Genomic DNA, 18348 nt, shown 5'->3' on the forward strand with positions numbered 1-18348 from the left:
GGGCTCGGGCTCGGGGTCAAGCTCGGGGTCGGGCTCGGGCACGGGGTCCGGCTCGCCCGCCGTGGCGGATCCGTCACGGCTCATCCGAAGTCGTCGTCGCTCCAGCCGCCGTCGTCGGAGTTCCAGTCGTCCCCGGAGTCCCAGTCGCCGCTGTCACCGCCGGAACCGCCGGGATCGCCGGAATCCCCGGGATCGCCGGCCCCGGAATCGCCGCCACTGCCGTCGTCGTAGGAGCCGCCGCCGCCCGCGTCACCGCCGGAGGAGTTCTGGGCCGCCGCCTGCTGCCGCAGCTCTTCCTCCTCCTCCGGGCTGAGACTCACCGGCGGGAACTGGGCCGCCGTGACCGCGAGCGTCGCCAGACCGAGTCCGCCGAGCAGGACACCCACGCGTCCGCCGAACGAGGTCCTGTTGACCATGACCGTCTCGCCCTGGCCCCAGACCGTACGGCCGTAGCCGATGTCCCGGCCGTAGGCGACGGTGCCGTCCGCGTACCACCGTTTGATGATCCGGCCGCCGAGCAGTTCGTCGGTGCCTGCGGCGCCCCGGTTGTCGTGCCAGCGCACCACGGTGCCGCCCTCGCGCCGCCGCCACTCCTCGCGCCCGTCCTCGTACCGGCGGTGGACACTGCCGTCCGCGAGCAGTTCATCTCTGTACGGTGTTTCGCGTGGCCGGTTCATCGCCTCGTGTCCTCGTATCGCCCGGCCGGTCCGTCGGCCAGGTCATGAACCCGGCCGTACGCAGCTCGCGCAGACCGGTCCACAGGGAGTGGCTGGGCATTCTCGGTCCGCGTACCACGCGCAGGACCGTACGGAGCAGACGCGCCGGCTGGATCGACTCCACCTCGGCGTAGCGCCCTTCGGCGAGCCAGTCGCGCTCACGGGGGCCGAGCCCGGAGGGCAGCGCCCGCCCGTCGTCCGGCCCCGGCGCCGGGCCGTGCGGCGAGACCAGGTGCAGCGCCACGGCGTGCCGGGGGACGAGGCCCATCGAGGAGACCCGCACCCCGGGGAGGTCCGCGCGCACCCGCGCGGTGAGGGCGATCCCGGCGGTGCTCGCGTCGTGCAGGACCTGCACGGTGGCGCCGTCGACCCGGGCGAGCCCGGCGGCGAGGCGGGGGTCGAGCGGCAGGCCCTCGGCGGCGAGCACCGGGCAGGCGGCCTCCAGATGGATGTCGTTGGCGAGCAGCATCCGGGCCACGGAGCGGCTCTGGCAGACGAGCAGCCGGGGCAGCCCGTAGTCGTAGAGGTCGGGCTCCTCGGGCGCCGGACGCGCGGCGGGCGGACCGGCCGAGGCACCGGCGGGCGGACCGGACGACGGACCGGCGGGCGGACCGGCGGGAGCTGATGAACCGGCCGGAGCGGACGGGCCGGACGGCGGACCGGCCGGAGCGGACGGGCCGGGCGGCAGGGACCTCAGCAGCCCCGGCACCTCGCCCCGCCGGCGCAGCGCCTCCTCGAACCGTTCGTACCGTACGGGCGGGGCCGGCGTGAGCGGGATCCGGCGCGGCACGGTGTGCAGCGGGCGCAGCACACGGCACATCTCGTAGTAGAGCTGGCGCTCGGTGAACCGGATACGCCCCGGCGCGCCCGCGCGGGCCACCGCGGTGGTGAGGGCACGGTCGAGCAGCCGGTCACCGAGGCCCGCGCCGACGCGTGGCCTCATCGGCCCGCCTCGCCGGGCCAGGTGAGGAAGCCGACGGCCTCGGCCCTGCGCCGGTCGGGATCCGGGCCGGACGTGGCGGCGACGCGTTCGACGGTCCTGGTGACGGCGGCGATGAGCCTCGCGGGCCGTACGGCGATCAGGGGTACGGCCCGCCCCTTGGCCAGCCACCCCAGTTCGTCCTTGGTCAGCGTCCCGCTCCCGCTCGCGTTCCCATTCCCGCTCGCGTCCCCACTCCCGCTCGCGTTCCCACTCCCGCTCGCGTTCCCACTCCCGCTCGCGTTCCCACTCCCACTCCCGCTCGCGTTCCCGCCCAGTTCCGCGAGGAGGTCGGGCGCCGGCCGGGCGCCGCGTACCACCGGCGCGTCCTTCACCTTCATCACCGCGCGCGGGGGCAGCCCCCCGTCGACGACCCGGCGGCCCGGCAGTTCCTCACGGGCCCGCAGCACCATCCGGCACCCGGCGGCGCTCGCGTCGTGGAGCACGATGACGGGCAGCGCGTCCGGCACCTGCGGAACATCGGTGACGACGGCGACCCCGTACCGCTCCGGCATCCCGTTGGCGGCCAGGAAGGCGGCGACGGCCCGGTCGGGGCAGAGCAGCGCGATCCGCGCCCGGTCCGGCCGGTGGACGGCGCCGTGCGGGATGTCGGCCACGATCCCGGCCGGGAGCGAACCGTAGACCTGCTTCCAGTCGGTCAGCAGGGCGCTGCGGAACATGTTCAGCCTGGCGTCATGGAGCCCGCGTCTGCCGCTCCGCAGGGCGGCGACCACGGAGATGACGACAGCGACGAGGAGCACGACGCCGAGGAAGCTGAGTATGCCCTCGTCCCCGCCGACGGCCGCGCCCGCGATGAGCAGCCCGACGCCGACCGGCACCCCCATCACCGTGCATCCGATGGCCGTCGCGGTCCCGTCCTCGGAGCTGATCTGTTTCTTGCGTATCGCGGCGGCGCCGAGCTGGTCGAGGGAGATCTTCAGCCGCCCGCCGTCGGTGAGCTTCGCCATGAGGCGGCGGATCCGTGCGTCGCTCAGCCCCAGCGAGTTGGTCCTCGGGTCCAGGGCGTAGCGCTCGCCGCACTTGGAGCAGGTGCGGTCGGGCCGCTCCTTGAAGAGCAGGTTCTTGTCGCAGTGCGGGCAGATCATCTCGGGGCCTCCAGCGCGGACGCGACCCGGCGCAGCCCGGCGGCGAGCCGCTCCCGCGCGGTGGTCGTGCCGACGCCCCTGAGCCGCTGGGCCCGTTCGATGTCGCGCAGCGCGGCGGCGAGCAGCCCGAAGTCGGTGCCGATCCGGGCGACGGTGCCGACGCTGTGCCGACGGCCGCGTACGACATCGTCCGTGGCGCGGCGCTCGGCCTCGTCCGCGGTGATGGCGTAGTCCTCGTGATCGATGCCGAAGCCGGTGTTGGCGGCGAGGATGTTCAGCGGCCTGGTGCCCCGGTTGGCGAAGGAGTGGGGCATCATCTCGGGGATACGGATCATCCCGCCGGGGACGAGCGGGATCTCGGTGACCCGGCCCCGGGGCGCGTCCCAGAGACCGCAGGAGGCGTGGCCGAGGCTGAGTACGAAGTGCTCACCGCCGTGGGCGTGCGGGGTGAACGCGCTGCGCGGCCCGACGACGCCGAGTTTGACGGTGGCGTTGGACGGGCGCTCGGGCGAGGTCCCCGCGTCACCGACGAGATAGTGGGCGAACTGCCCGTCGTCGATGAAGGGCAGGAACTCCTCCCGGGGTCCCAGCTCCCGCGCCCCGTCACGGTCCGCGAACAGCACACTGCCCTCGGAGCCGAGCTGGAACAGCTCCACCCCGTACGGCAGTTCACGCGCCAGCCGCGCCATACCGCGCAGCCCCGACCTGCCGGATCCGAATTCCACGCCGGACATCGACGCCCCCCATCGCGCTGTCGACCCACGATCGCATCGTAGGCCGGTGCCCGGGAACACATGGCGCGGATGGCACAAATGGCAGGCGAGGTCACGGTGAACGAAGCGCGTCCGACGCCTCCGTCCCCCCTCTTCCGTTCCTCCGCCGTCCGCCGTCCTCCGTCTTCCGTCCGCCGTCCGCGCGGCGGGACGGTCACGGGAGAGCGGAGTCGTGTAACAGATACCGATGGTTGATCATGGGTGTGCAACAGAGGTACTGATCGGCGAACCGCCTTGCCGCGTACGGCGTTTGACAGATCAAAATCAACAACCGAGATCAAAGCGCCAACGCCGAAAGGGCACCCACATGTCTCTCCGCCGCACCCGCACCCGCTCCCGCACGCTGGCCGCTGTCGGTCTCCTGGCCGCCACCGGACTGTTCCTCACCGCCTGTGAGCCCTCCGGCTCCGACGCCGCTTCCGGTGCGGAGGCCAGCGCCGACGCCAGTGCGGACGCCGGTGCGGACGCCGGTTCCGGGGCGGCCGACGGCGGCGGCGCCAGTACCGACAACCGTGAGGACGGTACGGTGACCGGCCTGCTCACCTACATGGCACCCGGAAAGCTGGAGGTCGGCGGCCGGCCCTTCTTCGTCGCGGAAGACACCGTGATCCAGGGCGGCGAAATCTGCGGCGACCCCGAGACCCCCGAAACCGAGAACTGCACCCCCGACGAACTGGACATGGCCGCCAAGGACGGCGGTCTCAACGCCGAGGTGACCATCGAGAAGGGCATAGCCGTCAAGGTCCTCCAGAAGTTCTTCTCCAAGCCTCCGTCCGGGGAGGACGGTGCGGGAGACCAGGCCAGTACCGACAACCGTGAGGACGGTACGGTCACCGGCCTGCTCACCTTCATGGCACCCGGAAAGCTGGAGGTCGGCGGCCGGCCCTTCTTCGTCGCGGAAGACACCGTGATCCAGGGCGGCGAAATCTGCGGCGACCCCGAGACCCCCGAAACCGAGAACTGCACCCCCGACGACCTCGACATGGCCGCGAAGAACGGCAACCTCAACGTCAAGGTGACGATCAAGAAGGGCATCGCCGAGCGGGTCATCCAGGGCTAGACCCTGTCCTTCGCCGCCGGCACGGCCTCCTCGCCCGTCACCGGGTCGTGTCGTAGGCCCGGGAGACCCAGGGCCTGACAGAAGGCCGGGCGAGACCCACGTCACATGCGTTCCTGTCACATCCCGCCGGGCTGTTCCGTCCAGGAGGTGTAACCACCGACAACGGCAAGGAGCGCACCATGGACGCACGCTTGAATCTCCTCGACAGCCAGGTCGCGGCCAAGTCCCTGAAGCACCTCGTCTCCGCCGGCAAGGCGGTCTCGGACTCGACGGTGCCGACCGCGACGCAGGAGCTGGTGAAGATCCGCGCCAGTCAGATCAACGGCTGCGGTTTCTGCACCGACATGCACACAAAGGAAGCCACCCACGCCGGGGAGACCCCGACACGCCTCAACCTGATCGCCGCCTGGCGGGAGGCCACGGTGTTCACCGACGCCGAACGCGCCGCCCTGGAACTGACGGAGCAGGGCACCCGCATCGCCGACGCGGCCGGAGGGGTCACGGACGAGGCGTGGGCGAACGCCGCCAAGCACTACGACGAGGAGCAGCTCGCCACCTTGGTGTCGATCATCGCCCTCATCAACGCCTTCAACCGCGTGAACGTCATCGTCCGGCAGCCCGCGGGCGACTACCAGCCCGGCCGGCTCGCCTGACGACACCCCCCGCGACCGGGCCCCGGACCGGGCCCCCTCCCCGCACCCGCAACACGCCCCGCCCCGGGCCCTCCCACAGGTCCCGGGGCGCCGCACCCACGGCACAGAATCAGCCCAGCGCCACCCGCGCGTACCGCCGCCACTCGTACATACGGTGGTCACGGTGCAGCACAATCAGCTCCGCTGACGCGATACGCGCCGTGGCCGGCTCGATGTCCGCCGCGTCCAGCGCGTCACCCAGCGCGGACGCCGGTCCGTCACCGCTGCTGTACGCCACCGACACATGGGGCCGGAACCCCTCTGCCTCTTCGGGCACTTCGGGAAGGACATCCCCGATCGCGGACCGGACGGCGTCGCGCACCGCGCGTACCGGCTCATTGGGCCGCACCGGAACGAGTACGGCCTCCGGGTCGATGACCGGCGCGGAAAGCGTGACGTCGAAGGCCGGCACGGAGGCGAGCCGGGTGCGGGCCGCGGTGACGATGTCATCGACGTCGCGCTGTTCGACCTCGTCGATGAACCCGATTCCCTGCATGGTCAGATGCAGCCACTGCTCCGGAATCGGATCGAGCCCGCCCACTCCGGTGAGCGCGGCCCGGTACTGCTGGGCGAACCGGTGGACGTCCCGCTGTCCGTCGAAGACCAGATGCCACGTGTAGAACCGCCGCCCGACGCTCCACCCGGAGCGCCACCACCAGTGATTCCGCATGTATTCAGGCCGAGTCGTCATGGCCCGGAATCCAATCAGGTGGCGCCGTCGTGTGTCCGTGGTTCCGTGGTCCACGACGCTCTCAAGGCGGGCGTACCGTGGAAGTTCACCTTCTGGCGGAGGTAGCGATGAGTTCCACGGCGGAATCGGGCATGGGCGACCGTCTCGCAGAACTGCGGCTACGGCGGAACATGACCCAGGAACAACTGTCCGAACACGCCGGGCTGTCCGTCGACGTGATCCGCAAGCTGGAACAGGGGCGCCGGAAGACGGCCCGGCTCTCCAGCATCAACGCTTTGGCGCGCGCCCTGGACACCGAACCCAGTTATCTGGTCGGCCAGCCCAGCACCTTCGACGTACGCGACGCCTCGGACGAGGGGCTGCCGTCCGTTCTGGCGCTCCGGCAGGCCGTGTCCCCGGTGGCCGATCTGCTGGGCGGTGACACGGATCCGGAGGATCCGCCGAGCATCGAGGACCTGCGTGCGGCTCTGAGGTCGACGGAGACCATCCGCCGTGACGGCCGCATGTCCGAGATCGGAGTGCTCCTTCCCCAGCTCATCAGGGACGCCCGTACCGCGGCCCACGCCTACACGGGAAGGGATGCGGCGGCGGCCAACTCCGTTCTCGCCGTGGCGTACCAGGTCGCCGCGACGACCCTCACCGCGCTCGGCAAGGAAGACGCGGCGTTCACCGCGATGGAGCGTTCCCTCTCCGCGATTCGACGGTGCGACGATCCGAATCTGGAGACTCTCGCCGCCTCGACTCTGTCGTGGGTCTTCACCAAGCAGGGGCGTCTCGCCGACGCCGAGCGGGTGGCCCTTGCCCGTGCCGAGCAGATCGAGCCGTCCTTCCGCTCCACTCCCGAGGAGTTGGCGTTGTGGGGGATTCTGCTGCTGCGCGCGGCCACCGCCGCCGCACGGCGGGAAAGGCACGACACGGTGACGGATCTGCTGCGTATGGCGAAGGGGGCCGCCGCGAGCATGGGCGAGGACCTCATGGTCCACGCCACCCCGTTCGGACCGACGAACGCCGCTGTCGCGAACGTCAATTTCCTGGTGGAGATGGAGAAGAGCGACGAGGCGATCCGGGCCGCGCGCACCGTCCCGGACCTGAACTCACTGCCACCGACATGGCGCGCCCGCTTCCATGTCGACAGAGCACTCGCCTACAACGACCTGGGCAAGGACGGAGCCTCGGGAAACGCACTGCTCAAGGCCGAGCAGGACGCCCCCGAATGGCTGCGCTACCACTCCACGTCACGCCGCCTCGTGGAGGACCTGCGCGAACGCGCCTCCCGCCGCGACACAGCCCTCCTGGGCCTGGCCGACCGACTCGGCCTGATCGGATAGGACGCGGTGTCTTACCTGATCCACGAACGCGGAGACGCCGTCAGCCGAGCGATAGGTGTTCCCACGTGTCATACGGACTCGGAGCAGTACCGTGGATGGACAACCCCTGGCGGGAGCCCATATGAACACCACGATTGGTGACCGCGTCCGTGCTCTGCGGGAGTTCCGCGACGTCACTCAGGAGCAGCTTGCCGAGCGCGCCGACGTACACGTCGACACCATCCGGAAGCTGGAGCAGAACGTCAGGCAGTCCGCGCGCATCAACACCCTGCGCGCCCTCGCTCGTGCCCTGGACGTCCAGCTTGAGCGCTTGGTGGGACAGCCGACCGTGACCCGAGAACTCTCCGAGGACGGCGGCCTCATCGCCCTGCGCGACGCCGTCCAGGACATCACCGCTCTGCCCGGCGTGCTCGCCGACGACAACCTTGAGGACCCCCCGGACGCGGAGACGTGGACCAGCTCCGTGAAGGACGCGACCGATCAGTATTGGTCGGGCGAGTACACCGGCCTCTCCGACACGCTCCCGCTCCTGCTCCGCGACGGGCGAGCCATCGCCCGCGAGAGCGACACGGAGCAGGTGTGGCAGAAGCTCGCGCTCGCGTACCAACTGGCCGCCTCACTCTCCGCGCAGGCCGGCCATCCGGACTGGGCGTTCGCCGCCGTCGAGAAGCAACTGGCCGCCGCACAACGCGCGTCCGACCCACTGATGGAAGGCATGGCCATCTCCACCCTGTCGTGGGTTCTCCTCCGGCAGGGCCGCTGGGAACAGGCCCAGGACGTCGCGGAACGGAAGGCCGACGCGCTGGAGCCCAGCTTCCGGCATGCGACTCCCGAGCAATTCGCCGTCTACGGAAATCTGCTGGTCGCGGCCGCCACACCGGCGGCGCGGCGGGACAACCGAGCTGACGCCAATGTCTTCCTGAACATGGCCGAGGCCGCGGCGACCCGGTCAGGATCAGTGCACGCCTACGGCAGCGCGTTCTCCGTGGTGGATGTCCTTACACAGCAGGTCAATATCGCCCTGGCGGGACAGGAGCCCGAGCCCGCCGAGGCGCTGAGGCTGTCGCGGAAGGTCGACGTCGAAGACATCACCAGGCCCGTCCACTCCGCCGCGTACCGAGTGGATGTGGCGCAGGCCCAGTACCAGACCGGGGATGTCGACGGTGCCCTGGACACACTGCTGGAGGTGGAGCGGGACCAGCCGGAGTGGATCCGGTTCCAGACGCTGGCTGCCGCCACGGTGCGGGAGATGCTGGAGGCGGAACGTCGGCGCAATACCCCGCTACGGGGCCTCGCGGCGCGCCTGGGAGTCGACCCGGCTCTCTGACCGGTAGGACAACACGTCCTAGCTGGAGGGCAACTGAGATTCCGGGTAGGGCATTCTGCCACTGGGCTGTGATGACACCACTCCATAGCGTGACCGCATAAGGCGGCGTCGGCCGACCGCCCACAGGTCATGGTCGGCGCCGCGCCATGTGCAGCCCAGGAGCCGATCATGACGACGCACACGACCGAAAGGGCCATCATGCGATGGCTCCTGTCGTCCACTCACGTACCGGACATCGCCCGCGCGGACTGGGCGGACGGCAGACCGGCCATCCTGCGTACCGGGGGCGCGTACGACGCCGTGCGGATGCCCCGGGAGCTGGTGCTCGCCGCGGTCGGCCGTACCGAACCGGACGAGGTGAACGCCGTCCTCGCCGATGTCCTCGGCGGGCCGGTGATCTGCCAGCCGGGCTCCTGGTACTACGCGCTCGTGCCCACCGGGACCTGCGAGACATGGCGGTCGCCGCTCGCGGTGGTGCGCGGGAGCGGCGGGTGGCTCGGTATCCCCAGGACGGACCGTACGGAACCGACCGCCGTCGCCGCGTACTGGGCCGTGCCCGTCGAGACCGTCGGGAGGCTGTGCTCGGCGGACGCCGTGGCCGACCTGCTCGATGCCGGCCACCGGCGCGTCGAGGCCGCGCCGTGACCGCGCTCGCACTCCGCCGTCTGCTGGCCGACGCGGGCCGTCTTCTCGGCTGCTACGGGGAGTACATAACCCACGCGGCGGAGTGCTCGCGCTGCTCCGGCGGTCGGCGCTGCTCCGAGGGGGAACACGCTTGGCGGAACTTCCTCAACGCCCGTGACGCGCGGGAGCCATGAGCACCTTCCTACGTCCGGACCGCCCGTGGAGATGACCCCCCGTATGGACAACCCCCCGGCGCACTGGCACGGCTACGCCTGGAACGGCCCCCGGTGCCGGCCCGGAAGCGACCCGAAGCCCCGCGTCACCCCCGTCGAGGCCCAACCACTCAGCCCCGAAGACCAGTTGAGACGCATCGCCGAAACCGCCACCGTCCTCACCACACACACCACGGCCGACGACGCATACGCCTGGCTGGAGACCACCCTCCAGGAGTACCCCCGCGCCGCCAGAACCCCGCTCCCCGAAGACGTACTCGCCCAGGCACGGGAACGACTCGACCACGGCGGAGAAATCGACTGGTTCTACTACTCCGTCGACGGCCGCTACATCACCCGCACCCTCGACCTCTGCCCAGGCCCCGGCCCAGGCCCCGGCCCCGGCCCCGGCCGCAGCCTCGGCACCCTCGACCCACGCCACCCCTGTAGCGGCTGCCCACACCCCCCGTAGCAGGGCCCGCGCAACGGCCGACACCCGAGGCCCGGAAGCCTCGGAGCCACCGGAAACCCGGGTGTCGCAGCAGGCGCGGCACCCGGGTCCCGACGGGTCGTCGGCCCGGGACGTTGTCGCGACTACGCCGCGGTGACGAGGTCACGCGCCCTCTCGTTGAAGTCTGCAACCAGCCGATGGGCGCCGAACGGCTGCATGCGCCGTTGCAGGTCCTGCACAGCCTCGACGGCCCGCGACGACTTCACGCGCTTGGTCAGGGACAACGTACGGATACCGGCGGCATACGCTGAATCGAGATCGCGCCTTTGCAGATGGGAGACCGCCAGAGCGGCCTGCGACATCGCCCCTCGACGCGCTCGCTGCTGCTTCTTGGCGTGGTTGATGGACCGCCGCGCATGCTCCTCGGCCGCCAACGGGTCGTCCAGGTCGCGGAAGGTGTTCGCGTGCTCGCCGTGGAGATAGGCAGGGTCGATGAACGCGGCCCAGGCCGGTTCTTCATCGAGCCGCACTCGCTCGTACGCCTTCTCGGACTGCGCGACGGCGTGCGCCGCAGCCGACTTCTCGCCGAGCAGGGCGAGTGCCCGCGCCTCCAGGCACCACAGATCCGCCAGGCACGCGGGCGAGTGCGCCCGCGCCAGCCCATGCCGCCCCGCCTGCGCCAGTCGACGGCCCTCGGCGGGGTCACCGAGCAGCGTCGCCTGGTCCGCCATCCCCGCGAGGACATGCGCGCCCAGGGCGGCATCCTTCGATTCCTGGGCGAGGCGAAGCGCCTGGGTCAGGTACCTCTGCGCGGCCCTGCTCTCCCCGTTGTCGTACGCCATCCAGCCCAGCAGGTACGTCTGCTCGGCCGCTGCCTCGCACAGAGCACGCCGCACCTCCTCACCATGAGTACGGCGCAGGAGCGGATACACGTGCTGCGTCATGTACTCGGCCAGGACCAGCCGGCCTGATCCGCCGCCTTGGAAGATGTCCATCCGCTGGAAGGTGGCGAACATGTTCTTCACGGCCGAGACGTCTTCGAGCCGCACACGCGACCCCGGTTCCTGCTCTTGGTCAAGAGTGTTCACGAGCCAGTCCCGCGACGGTCCTACCCCAGCAAAGGCCGCAAACGGCGCGGCTGAAAGGATCTTTCGTCGGTCCACGTCGGCGCTCCCCAGGTCGGCCACTACTTCCACGGTAGTCACGTAGGAAGAGTTGTAAACGAGGGCAGCGCCCACGGAGCCCCAGGCGCAGACGGAGCCCCCGGGTGCCGCAGCGCCGCGGCACCCGGGGGGCGGACGGGGCCTCAGCCCCTGGTCTGCCGCACGTCGCCCTTTCCGCAGGCCGTGCCGTCCTTGTCCGGGTCCAGGCGCAGGGGGTCGTCCTTGCCGTTGACCTTCAGCCGCCCGTACGCGTTCTCCGCCAGCCAGTCGCAGCGCGCCTTCGTCGTCGCCTTCACCGTCTCCGGGAAGACCGTGGGGACGCAGACGTCCGCCGAGCCGTAGTGCCGGTCGCAGCCCGCGATCTGCGGGCTCACGGGCGCCGAGGTCCGCTTCTTCTGCGGCTTCTTGGCGGGCTTCGCCAGGTCACCCGCGAAGTCGTGCACGTGTGCCGCGTGCGCTCCCCCCGCCGAATCCGCCGCCCCCGCCGAATCCGCCGCCGAATCCGCCGCAGATCCCGCCGCCGCCGATCCCGCCGCAGATCCCGCCGAATCCGCCGCCCCCGCCCCATGCGGTCCCGCCGACTGCTTCGCGAGCGCCGGCGGACCGCCGAGGCGTACCCACTCGGCCACCGAGGGAACGCCGTTGGCGTCGACCGCGAACAGCATGTACCAGCCGGGCGGCGCCAGATTCGGGTTGCTCGTCACATTGAGATCGACGGTGTTCCCGTCCACCGTGAGCGGCAGATCCACGAACCGCTGGTTGGGGTCGGACGAGTGGGTCACCGCGGCCGGGCGGATCAGCTCCGCCTTGGCGATGGGCCGGTCCACCGTGATCCGCTGGGTGTCCCCGTACTGCCACTGGTCGTCGGTCAGCGAGGTGATCTCGGGGCGCGGCCCCTTGAGCAGATACGGCGGGGTGTACAGCGACACCTGATGGTTCCAGGTGCCGTTGCCCGGGTTGTCGCCCGTCGTCATGACCCGGCCGTCCGGGAGCAGGAACGCCGAGGAGTGGTAGCCGCGCGCCTCGGGGTCCACGGCCACCGGGTCGAAGGTGTCCGTACGCGGGTCGAAGATCGACGACTCGTAGACGGGGTTCGCCCGGTTGTGCAGCGCCCCGCCGGTCTCCAGGACCGTGCCGTCGGGCAGCAGCACCGCGGAACCGTACATCTTGCCCTGCGCCCCGGTCTGCGGCTGCGGGCCGTTGCCAAGATCGACCGTGCCCTGCGGCAGCGGCGGACCCGGGGTGTACTGGGGGCTGGGCTCCTTGAGATCGATCAGGTCGGTCAGCCGGTTCGCCTCCGGGTTGGAGTCGATGTTGCCGCCGCCGATGGTCAGCACCCGCTGGTCCTGCGCGGGCGGCAGCAGCACACTGGCCGACTGGTCGCGCTCGTCCTTGTTCTGGAGCCCGGCCACATCCGTGACGGTGTTGGCGTCGTAGTCGTAGATGGAGGACCCGGTGCCCGGGGTGCCGTTGCCGAATACATGGCTGCCGGAGTAGAAGAGCCGGCCGTCCTGCATCAGGATCATGGACGGGTACAGACCCCAGTACGACCACGTCTGGTTGACCTGCCACAGCGGCAGCCACGCGTCCTGCGCGGCGGACCAGCGCTCGGCGGTCACCGAACCGCTGGAGTCCTCGCGCAGCCCGCCGAAGGACAGCACATCGCCGTTGCCCATGATCGTGGCCGACGGGTACCAGTGGCCGTCGTTCATGTCGTTGGTCCTGGTGTACGTCTCGGTGGCGGGGTCGAAGACGTACGAGTCCTTGTACCCCTGGTAGCCGACGGTGCCGTCCGCCGACGGATAGCCCTTGTTGCCGCTCATCACCAGGACGCGGCCGTCGGAGAGCTGGACATGGCCGGCGCAGAACATGTCGTCCGGCGTGGGGACCGTGTGGTACGAACCGTCCTCCGGGTCGTACACGGCGGAGGTGAACGTACCGGCCTCGAACATGTCCGTGTTATTGCCCGACCCGGCGATCAGCAGCACCTTGCCGTTGTGGAGCACCACCGAGTGCATGGAACGCACGGGGTTCTCCGTCGGCAGGACCTCCCACTTCCCGTCCGCGCACTCCTGGGGCGTCCCGGTGCAGTCGGGTTCGACGGGCGGCGGTGCCACCTCTTCCATCGCGTAGTCGTCGGTGGTCACACTGCCCGTGCCGTAGACGGACACGCCCCAGGTGATCCGGTCGGTGCCGGGCGGCACGACCGGGGTACGGACCTCGGCCCGCTGGTAACCGGCGCTCAGGTCCAGGGTCTTGAGGTCGGTCCAGTACTGCCAGCCGGCCGTGGTGTCATGCCGGAAGAGCGTGATCGCCGCGTCCGGGGTGGTCGACTTGTACCAGAGGGACAGGTCGTACTGCCGGTCCTGCACCACATCGGGCGCGCACGCCACGGACTCCGTGATCAGCGCCTTGCGGTCGCCGTCGACCCGGCGGGTCAGCTCGACCCTGAGCGCCTTGGTGCCGGAGTGGGCGTCGGCGACGGTCGCGAAGGTGAAGTCGTTGTCGCCCCAGCCGGACTGCTCCCAGCAGTACGGCATCGCTCCGGCGCCCGCGCCCGCCGTCTCGAAACCGGCGTTCTTGACCAGGTTCACCCCGGCCGCGGCGGGCTGCTGTGCGCTGAGCAGCAGCCCGCCGGTGAGCGCCGCGACGGCGAGCAGGGCGGTCCTGCGGCTGCGCCGGGCGGGCGGCCTGCGGAACGGGCGTACGGAGCCGGCGGCCCCCGCCCCCGCCCCCGCCGCACGTGGCTTCCGCCCGAATCTCAGTGCTCCCATCGCGCGGCTCCCCCCTCGATGATCTCGACACCCTCGTAACGCCCGGCACCCTCGTAACGCCCGGGGCCCTCGTAACGACCGACACCCTCGAAACGCCCGGGGCCCTCGAAACGCCCGGCATCCCCGACGAGGTCGACCGCGCGCCCGCTCACCGGCCCACGGGCGGCGGCGGCGCGCCGCCCGCGCTTGGGCAGATACACCAGCGCCTCCGTCCCCACGAACCGCAGCACGAACGTGGCCAGCATCGCCAGGGCCGTCGCCGGCAGCACCGCCAGTCCCATCCGGGAGACGAAGAGCGCGATCAGCGGGATACGGAGCAGCAGATCGGCGTTGGCGATCAGCGCGAACCGGCCCACCCGGTCCGCCCAGTGCCGGTGGGCCCGTCTGCTGCGGAAGAGCAGCGTCTCGATCAGCAGGAAGTTCCACGCCACGCCGAACTGGTTGGCCAGCACCTCGGCCGGCAGATAGTGCAGCCCGGCGAGCGTCAGCCCGTACAGCGCGAGCAGATTCGGCACGAAACCGGTGAGGCCGATCAGTCCGAAGACGGTCATCCGGGCGAGCGGTGAGGCCGTCCGCAGCTCCACGAGATGGCGCAGGAACCGCAGCCCTTCCCTGGCGGAGGACTTGGACTCACCCGCGAACCGGTCCCGGAAGACGAAGGGCACCTCGGCGGGCTGCTCGGGCCGGCAGCGCACCGCCAGTTCCAGCAGGATCTTGTAGCCGAGCGGGCGCAGCGCCTCCGCGGTGACCGCCGAGCGCCGGATCGCGAAGAACCCGCTCATGGGGTCGCTGATCCCGCGCAGCCTGGCCGGGAAGATCCCCTTGGCCAGCCAGGTCGCCGCCCGGGAGACCGCGACCCGGTAGCCGCCGGCCAGTCCGGCCCGGCTGCCGCCGCTGATGTAGCGGCTGGCGACGACGAGATCGGCGCGCTCGCGCTCACCGGCCGCGACCAGATCGGGGACGAGGGCGGGCGGATGCTGGAGGTCGGCGTCCATGACGACGATCCACTCGGAGCCCGCGGCCTTGAGCCCCTCGACGACGGCCCCGCCGAGACCGCCCTCGGGGGTCTGCCGGTGGATCACCTCGACGGGGAACGGGCAGTCCTGCGCGGCGGCCACGATCACCTCGGGGGTGTCGTCCGTCGAGTCGTCGACGAAGATCACCTCACAGGGCAGCCTGGCCGGTACGGCGTCGGTGAGCTGGCGCAGCAACTCCCGTACGTTTCCCGACTCGTTGAAGGTCGGGATGATGACGGTGACGGCTCCCGGCTCGGCCACGGCCGTGGCTTCCGGGTCCCGCCTCTCCCCTCTGCGCGGGCCCGCGGGGAGCGGGGAGACGGGGTTCAGCTCCGGTTCGCCGAGTTCCCCGGCGCCGGTGGGGGGAAGAATGCTCATCGTTCGCCTCCCACGATCTGCCGGATCTCGATCCGGTCCTCGCCCTCGCCGAAGACGGCGACGGTGTCCGAGTGGGCCAGCGCGTCCCGCACAGTGGCCAGGTCACGCGCGTCGCGCCGTACTGTCGGGGAGGCGACCACATAGTCCAGGTCGCGCCAGCCTCGGGGCATGGTCTCGGTGACGGCCGGGTCGAGGTCGGCCTTGTAGAACCAGATCGCGCCCAGGCCCGGTTCGTATCCGGCGTGCACGAGGTCGAGCCAGAGCGCGTCGTCCACGAGCACCCGCGCCCGGGACGGGTCGGGGACCTCCTTCGCCATCCAGGAGGCGGCGGCCCGGTAGGGGGCGTTGGCGTCGGCGGTGAGCGCGGTGCGGTTGCCCTCGTACCAGCGGGGCGCCACATACACGGCGGCGGTCGCGGCCAGGGCGGCCAGCGCCGTCCAGCGTACGACGGTCAGCTTTCCGCTCTCCCGGCCCTCGCGCCGTCTGCGCAGCACGGCGTGGGTGACGCTCGCCGCACCGCCCGCCAGCACCAGCGCCAGGAACGGCATCGCCTGGATGACATACATCGCGGGCAGATAGCCGGAGGGGCGCAGGGCGACGGCGGTGAGGATCACCACGGCGAGCGCGGGGCCGGCCAGCGCCCGCGCGGTGACCGACCAGCGGAGGGTCACCATCAGCAGGACGGCACCGGCGACACCGCCCAGCGGCAGTACCCGGTCGTAGTACAGCCAGGACTGAAGCACTCCGTACGAGCCGCTGCCGGGGTCGAGGATGAAGCCGGAGCCGGGCCGGCTCATCTGGTACGTGATGCCGTCCCAGAGCGAGACATGCCCGCCGCCCGGCAGCAGTTCGCCCTTGAGCAGCGCGAACAGCGGATAGAAGAGCCCGATGAGCGCGCAGGCGGTGATCGCGCCGGTGAGGGCGAACTTACGGGTGTCGCGATGGCTGAAGCGCCACATCGTCACCAGCAGCGCGGGCAGGACGACCAGCATGGTCTCCTTGGTGAGCACCCCCACGGCGGCGGCGATCCCGGCCGCGAAGTGGTGCCAGAGGTGGCGGTGCGGCGAGGCCGCCAGGCAGAACGCGAGCAGCATCCACATCACGGCGATGTTGTCGAGGAAGATCTCCCGCTGGAGCACCACGGAGAGCGGGGAGAGCCCGAAGAGGACCATCGCCAGTCCCGCGGCCCAGCGCGGCAGCCACAGCCGGCGGGCCAGTATGTAGAGGAGCACCGCGCCGGCCGCGCTGACCAGCAGCATCGCGAACCGCATCGGGGCGACGGTCATCGACTCGGGCGAGAGGAGCGAGGGCAGCCAGGTCAGAAAGGCGATCTGCATCCAGCCGAGCGGCGGATGGTCGTACCAGTAGGTGTAGTGGGCGAGGCCCTTGCCCTCCTGGACCGCCCAGGCCTGGGCGAGATAGGTGCCCTCGTCGTCGCTGAGCGTCGGATAGTGCTGGATGTTCCAGCCCTGGACCAGCAGGATCGCGACCAGCAGCGCTCCGCAGAGCAGCAGATCGGGACGGGAGCGGCGGAAGCGCACCACGGGACGGACCGTGAGCCGTCTGTTGCCGGGCGTCCGCCCGTCCCGCTCGCCGGCGGTGTCCTCGGCGTTCCGGGCATCGTTCGGCTGCGCGGTGACGGCGGTTTCCTGATCCGTCGTCACCGCGGGAAGGGTGGAGGTCACGCGTGGACGTCCTCTCGGAGGAGATGCGCGCCGGTATGACTGGTCAGCTCCCAGTCGCTGCGTCCCCGCTGCTCGCGCCAGACGGCACGGATCGCCGCTCCGGCGAGCAGCACCTGGTAGAAGGGGCCGCCGAGGATGAGCTTCAGATAGTGCGTGAGCCGGACCCGGAGTCCGTACTGCTTGCCGAAGTCATGCAGCCCGACGACCTCGAAGACGAAGGTGACCATCGCGGTGACCAGCGGCAGGAAGGTGATGAAGGCGATCGTCACCGGTACGTCCAGGAAGAGCGCGATGCCCACGTTGAGCGGGATGACCAGTCCGGTGAACGCCTGGAGGAACGGGGTCATCAGGGTGTAGCGGGCGAGCATCCGCTGTCCCGGGGTGGGCAGTTGTCTCCAGTCCTTCTTGCGGTAGACCTGAAGGAAGCCCTGGTTCCACCGGGTGCGCTGCTTGAGCAGGGACATCAGCGAGCCGGGTGTCTCCTCGCGGGTCACCATGTCCGAGTCGTACGCGACGACGACCTTCTTGCCGGCGCTGGAGAGCCGTACGCCCAGATCGCAGTCCTCGGCCAGACAGTCGGGGTCCCAGCCGCCGGCCGTGCGCAGGACCTCGGTCCGTACGAAGACGGTGTTGCCGCCGAGCGGGATGAAGCCCTTCTGCGCGTGCAGATGGAGCCTGCTGCGGAACCAGAAGAAGTACTCCAGGCAGTTGCGCAGGCTGTACCAGCTCGAATGGAAGTTGATGAGCTGGACGCCGCCCTGGACGACATCGGCGCCGGTGGAGCGGAAGGCGTGGTCGACATGGGTCAGCAGCTCGGGATGGACCTGGTCCTCGGCGTCGAAGACCCCGACGACCTCGCCGGTGCAGTGCGGCAGCGCGGTGTTGAGCGCCTTGGGTTTGTTCTTCGCCTCGTGGGTGTCGACGACGACCCGGACGCGGTCCGGGTCACGGGCCGCGGCCCGCTCGGCGACCGCGGCGGTCTCCGGGTCGTCGTGTCCGACGATGACGATGATCTCGAAGTCGGTGTGGCTGGACTGGAGCAGCCGTTCCACGGTGTGCTCCAGCACCGCCTGCTCGTGCCGGGCGGGCAGGAGCAGCGAGAACGAGCCGGCCCGGCCCCCGTCGGGCGGGGCGAACTTGGTCGCGGCCAGCGTCTCCGGCGTACGCCAGGCATGCATCTGCCACCAGAGCGTGAACGCGGCCATCCAGAACAGCGCCAGTGAAATGGCAGCGACGAACACAGACGTGTACAACACGGCCCCCCTCGGCCCGGGTGGCCGCGGCAAGGCCCCCCTGGCCGCCGGCGCACCCGTCATCCCCCTCGCGCAACGGGCCCCCCATGGCCACCTGTTGCACCTCTTGTGAAGACAATA

17 protein-coding genes are annotated in these 18348 nt (G+C 70.7%); 7 read left to right on the top strand and 10 right to left on the bottom strand.

The window, feature by feature from the left end; translation table 11 throughout:
• Positions 1-80 precede the first annotated feature (80 nt).
• From ACFYYH_RS05310 to ACFYYH_RS05325, 4 genes are read right to left on the bottom strand one after another with little or no spacing between them, the layout of a single operon-like run.
• Positions 81-677, bottom strand: a complete 597-nt coding sequence (locus tag ACFYYH_RS05310; protein ID WP_388546130.1) for a hypothetical protein — start codon at positions 675-677, stop codon at positions 81-83.
• Positions 643-1659, bottom strand: a complete 1017-nt coding sequence (locus ACFYYH_RS05315; RefSeq protein WP_388546132.1) for a hypothetical protein — start codon at positions 1657-1659, stop codon at positions 643-645. Before ACFYYH_RS05315 ends, ACFYYH_RS05310 begins: the two co-directional genes overlap by 35 nt.
• Positions 1656-2801, bottom strand: a complete 1146-nt coding sequence (locus tag ACFYYH_RS05320) for a hypothetical protein (protein WP_388546135.1) — start codon at positions 2799-2801, stop codon at positions 1656-1658. Before ACFYYH_RS05320 ends, ACFYYH_RS05315 begins: the two co-directional genes overlap by 4 nt.
• Positions 2798-3526, bottom strand: a complete 729-nt coding sequence (locus tag ACFYYH_RS05325) for a cupin domain-containing protein (protein ID WP_388546138.1) — start codon at positions 3524-3526, stop codon at positions 2798-2800. Before ACFYYH_RS05325 ends, ACFYYH_RS05320 begins: the two co-directional genes overlap by 4 nt.
• A 355-nt stretch (positions 3527-3881) precedes the next feature.
• On the opposite strand from ACFYYH_RS05325, the gene ACFYYH_RS05330 reads away from it, so the two are divergent.
• Both ACFYYH_RS05330 and ACFYYH_RS05335 read left to right on the top strand, forming a co-directional pair.
• Complete coding sequence (locus ACFYYH_RS05330) at positions 3882-4634, top strand: hypothetical protein (protein WP_388546141.1); 753 nt, start codon at positions 3882-3884, stop codon at positions 4632-4634.
• Positions 4635-4813: 179 nt separating this feature from the next.
• Complete coding sequence (locus ACFYYH_RS05335; RefSeq protein WP_388546144.1) at positions 4814-5287, top strand: carboxymuconolactone decarboxylase family protein; 474 nt, start codon at positions 4814-4816, stop codon at positions 5285-5287.
• 109 nt (positions 5288-5396) lie between these two features.
• On the opposite strand, the gene ACFYYH_RS05340 is transcribed toward ACFYYH_RS05335, so the two are convergent.
• Positions 5397-6017 carry a 2'-5' RNA ligase family protein gene (locus ACFYYH_RS05340; RefSeq protein ID WP_388546147.1) on the bottom strand — a complete coding sequence of 207 codons (621 nt, stop codon included), beginning with the start codon at positions 6015-6017 and terminating at the stop codon, positions 5397-5399.
• Between the two features lie 107 nt (positions 6018-6124).
• On the opposite strand from ACFYYH_RS05340, the gene ACFYYH_RS05345 reads away from it, so the two are divergent.
• The 5 genes from ACFYYH_RS05345 (at position 6125) to ACFYYH_RS05365 (ending at position 9980) form a co-directional block, all read left to right on the top strand.
• The gene (locus ACFYYH_RS05345) at positions 6125-7345 is read left to right on the top strand and encodes a helix-turn-helix domain-containing protein (protein WP_388546150.1); all 1221 of its coding nucleotides are present in this window, start codon (positions 6125-6127) and stop codon (positions 7343-7345) included.
• A gap of 121 nt (positions 7346-7466) precedes the next feature.
• Positions 7467-8672 carry a helix-turn-helix domain-containing protein gene (locus ACFYYH_RS05350; RefSeq protein ID WP_388546153.1) on the top strand — a complete coding sequence of 402 codons (1206 nt, stop codon included), beginning with the start codon at positions 7467-7469 and terminating at the stop codon, positions 8670-8672.
• 168 nt (positions 8673-8840) lie between these two features.
• Positions 8841-9317 (top strand): hypothetical protein, encoded by a 477-nt coding sequence (locus tag ACFYYH_RS05355; protein ID WP_388546155.1) that lies wholly within the window; start codon positions 8841-8843, stop codon positions 9315-9317.
• Complete coding sequence (locus tag ACFYYH_RS05360) at positions 9314-9490, top strand: hypothetical protein (RefSeq protein ID WP_388546158.1); 177 nt, start codon at positions 9314-9316, stop codon at positions 9488-9490. The genes ACFYYH_RS05355 and ACFYYH_RS05360 overlap by 4 nt, the downstream gene beginning before the upstream one ends.
• 43 nt (positions 9491-9533) lie before the next feature.
• Positions 9534-9980, top strand: coding sequence for a hypothetical protein (locus ACFYYH_RS05365; RefSeq protein ID WP_388546161.1), 447 nt, complete (start codon positions 9534-9536; stop codon positions 9978-9980).
• A gap of 122 nt (positions 9981-10102) precedes the next feature.
• On the opposite strand, the gene ACFYYH_RS05370 is transcribed toward ACFYYH_RS05365, so the two are convergent.
• The 5 genes from ACFYYH_RS05370 to ACFYYH_RS05390 are packed head-to-tail and all read right to left on the bottom strand — an operon-like array spanning position 10103 to position 18228.
• Positions 10103-11302 carry a transcriptional regulator gene (locus ACFYYH_RS05370; RefSeq protein WP_388546356.1) on the bottom strand — a complete coding sequence of 400 codons (1200 nt, stop codon included), beginning with the start codon at positions 11300-11302 and terminating at the stop codon, positions 10103-10105.
• The gene (locus tag ACFYYH_RS05375; protein ID WP_388546164.1) at positions 11266-13896 is read right to left on the bottom strand and encodes a galactose oxidase-like domain-containing protein; all 2631 of its coding nucleotides are present in this window, start codon (positions 13894-13896) and stop codon (positions 11266-11268) included. Before ACFYYH_RS05375 ends, ACFYYH_RS05370 begins: the two co-directional genes overlap by 37 nt.
• Positions 13884-15290: a glycosyltransferase gene (locus ACFYYH_RS05380; RefSeq protein WP_388546167.1), complete on the bottom strand. Its 1407-nt coding sequence runs from the start codon at positions 15288-15290 to the stop codon at positions 13884-13886. Before ACFYYH_RS05380 ends, ACFYYH_RS05375 begins: the two co-directional genes overlap by 13 nt.
• Positions 15287-16975, bottom strand: a complete 1689-nt coding sequence (locus ACFYYH_RS05385) for an ArnT family glycosyltransferase (RefSeq protein WP_388546170.1) — start codon at positions 16973-16975, stop codon at positions 15287-15289. The genes ACFYYH_RS05380 and ACFYYH_RS05385 overlap by 4 nt, the downstream gene beginning before the upstream one ends.
• Positions 16972-18228 carry a glycosyltransferase gene (locus ACFYYH_RS05390; protein WP_388546358.1) on the bottom strand — a complete coding sequence of 419 codons (1257 nt, stop codon included), beginning with the start codon at positions 18226-18228 and terminating at the stop codon, positions 16972-16974. Before ACFYYH_RS05390 ends, ACFYYH_RS05385 begins: the two co-directional genes overlap by 4 nt.
• Positions 18229-18348 lie beyond the last annotated feature (120 nt).

Origin of the sequence: Streptomyces sp. NPDC002018, assembly GCF_042890865.1 — a bacterium.
Taxonomy (GTDB): Bacteria; Actinomycetota; Actinomycetes; order Streptomycetales; family Streptomycetaceae; genus Streptomyces.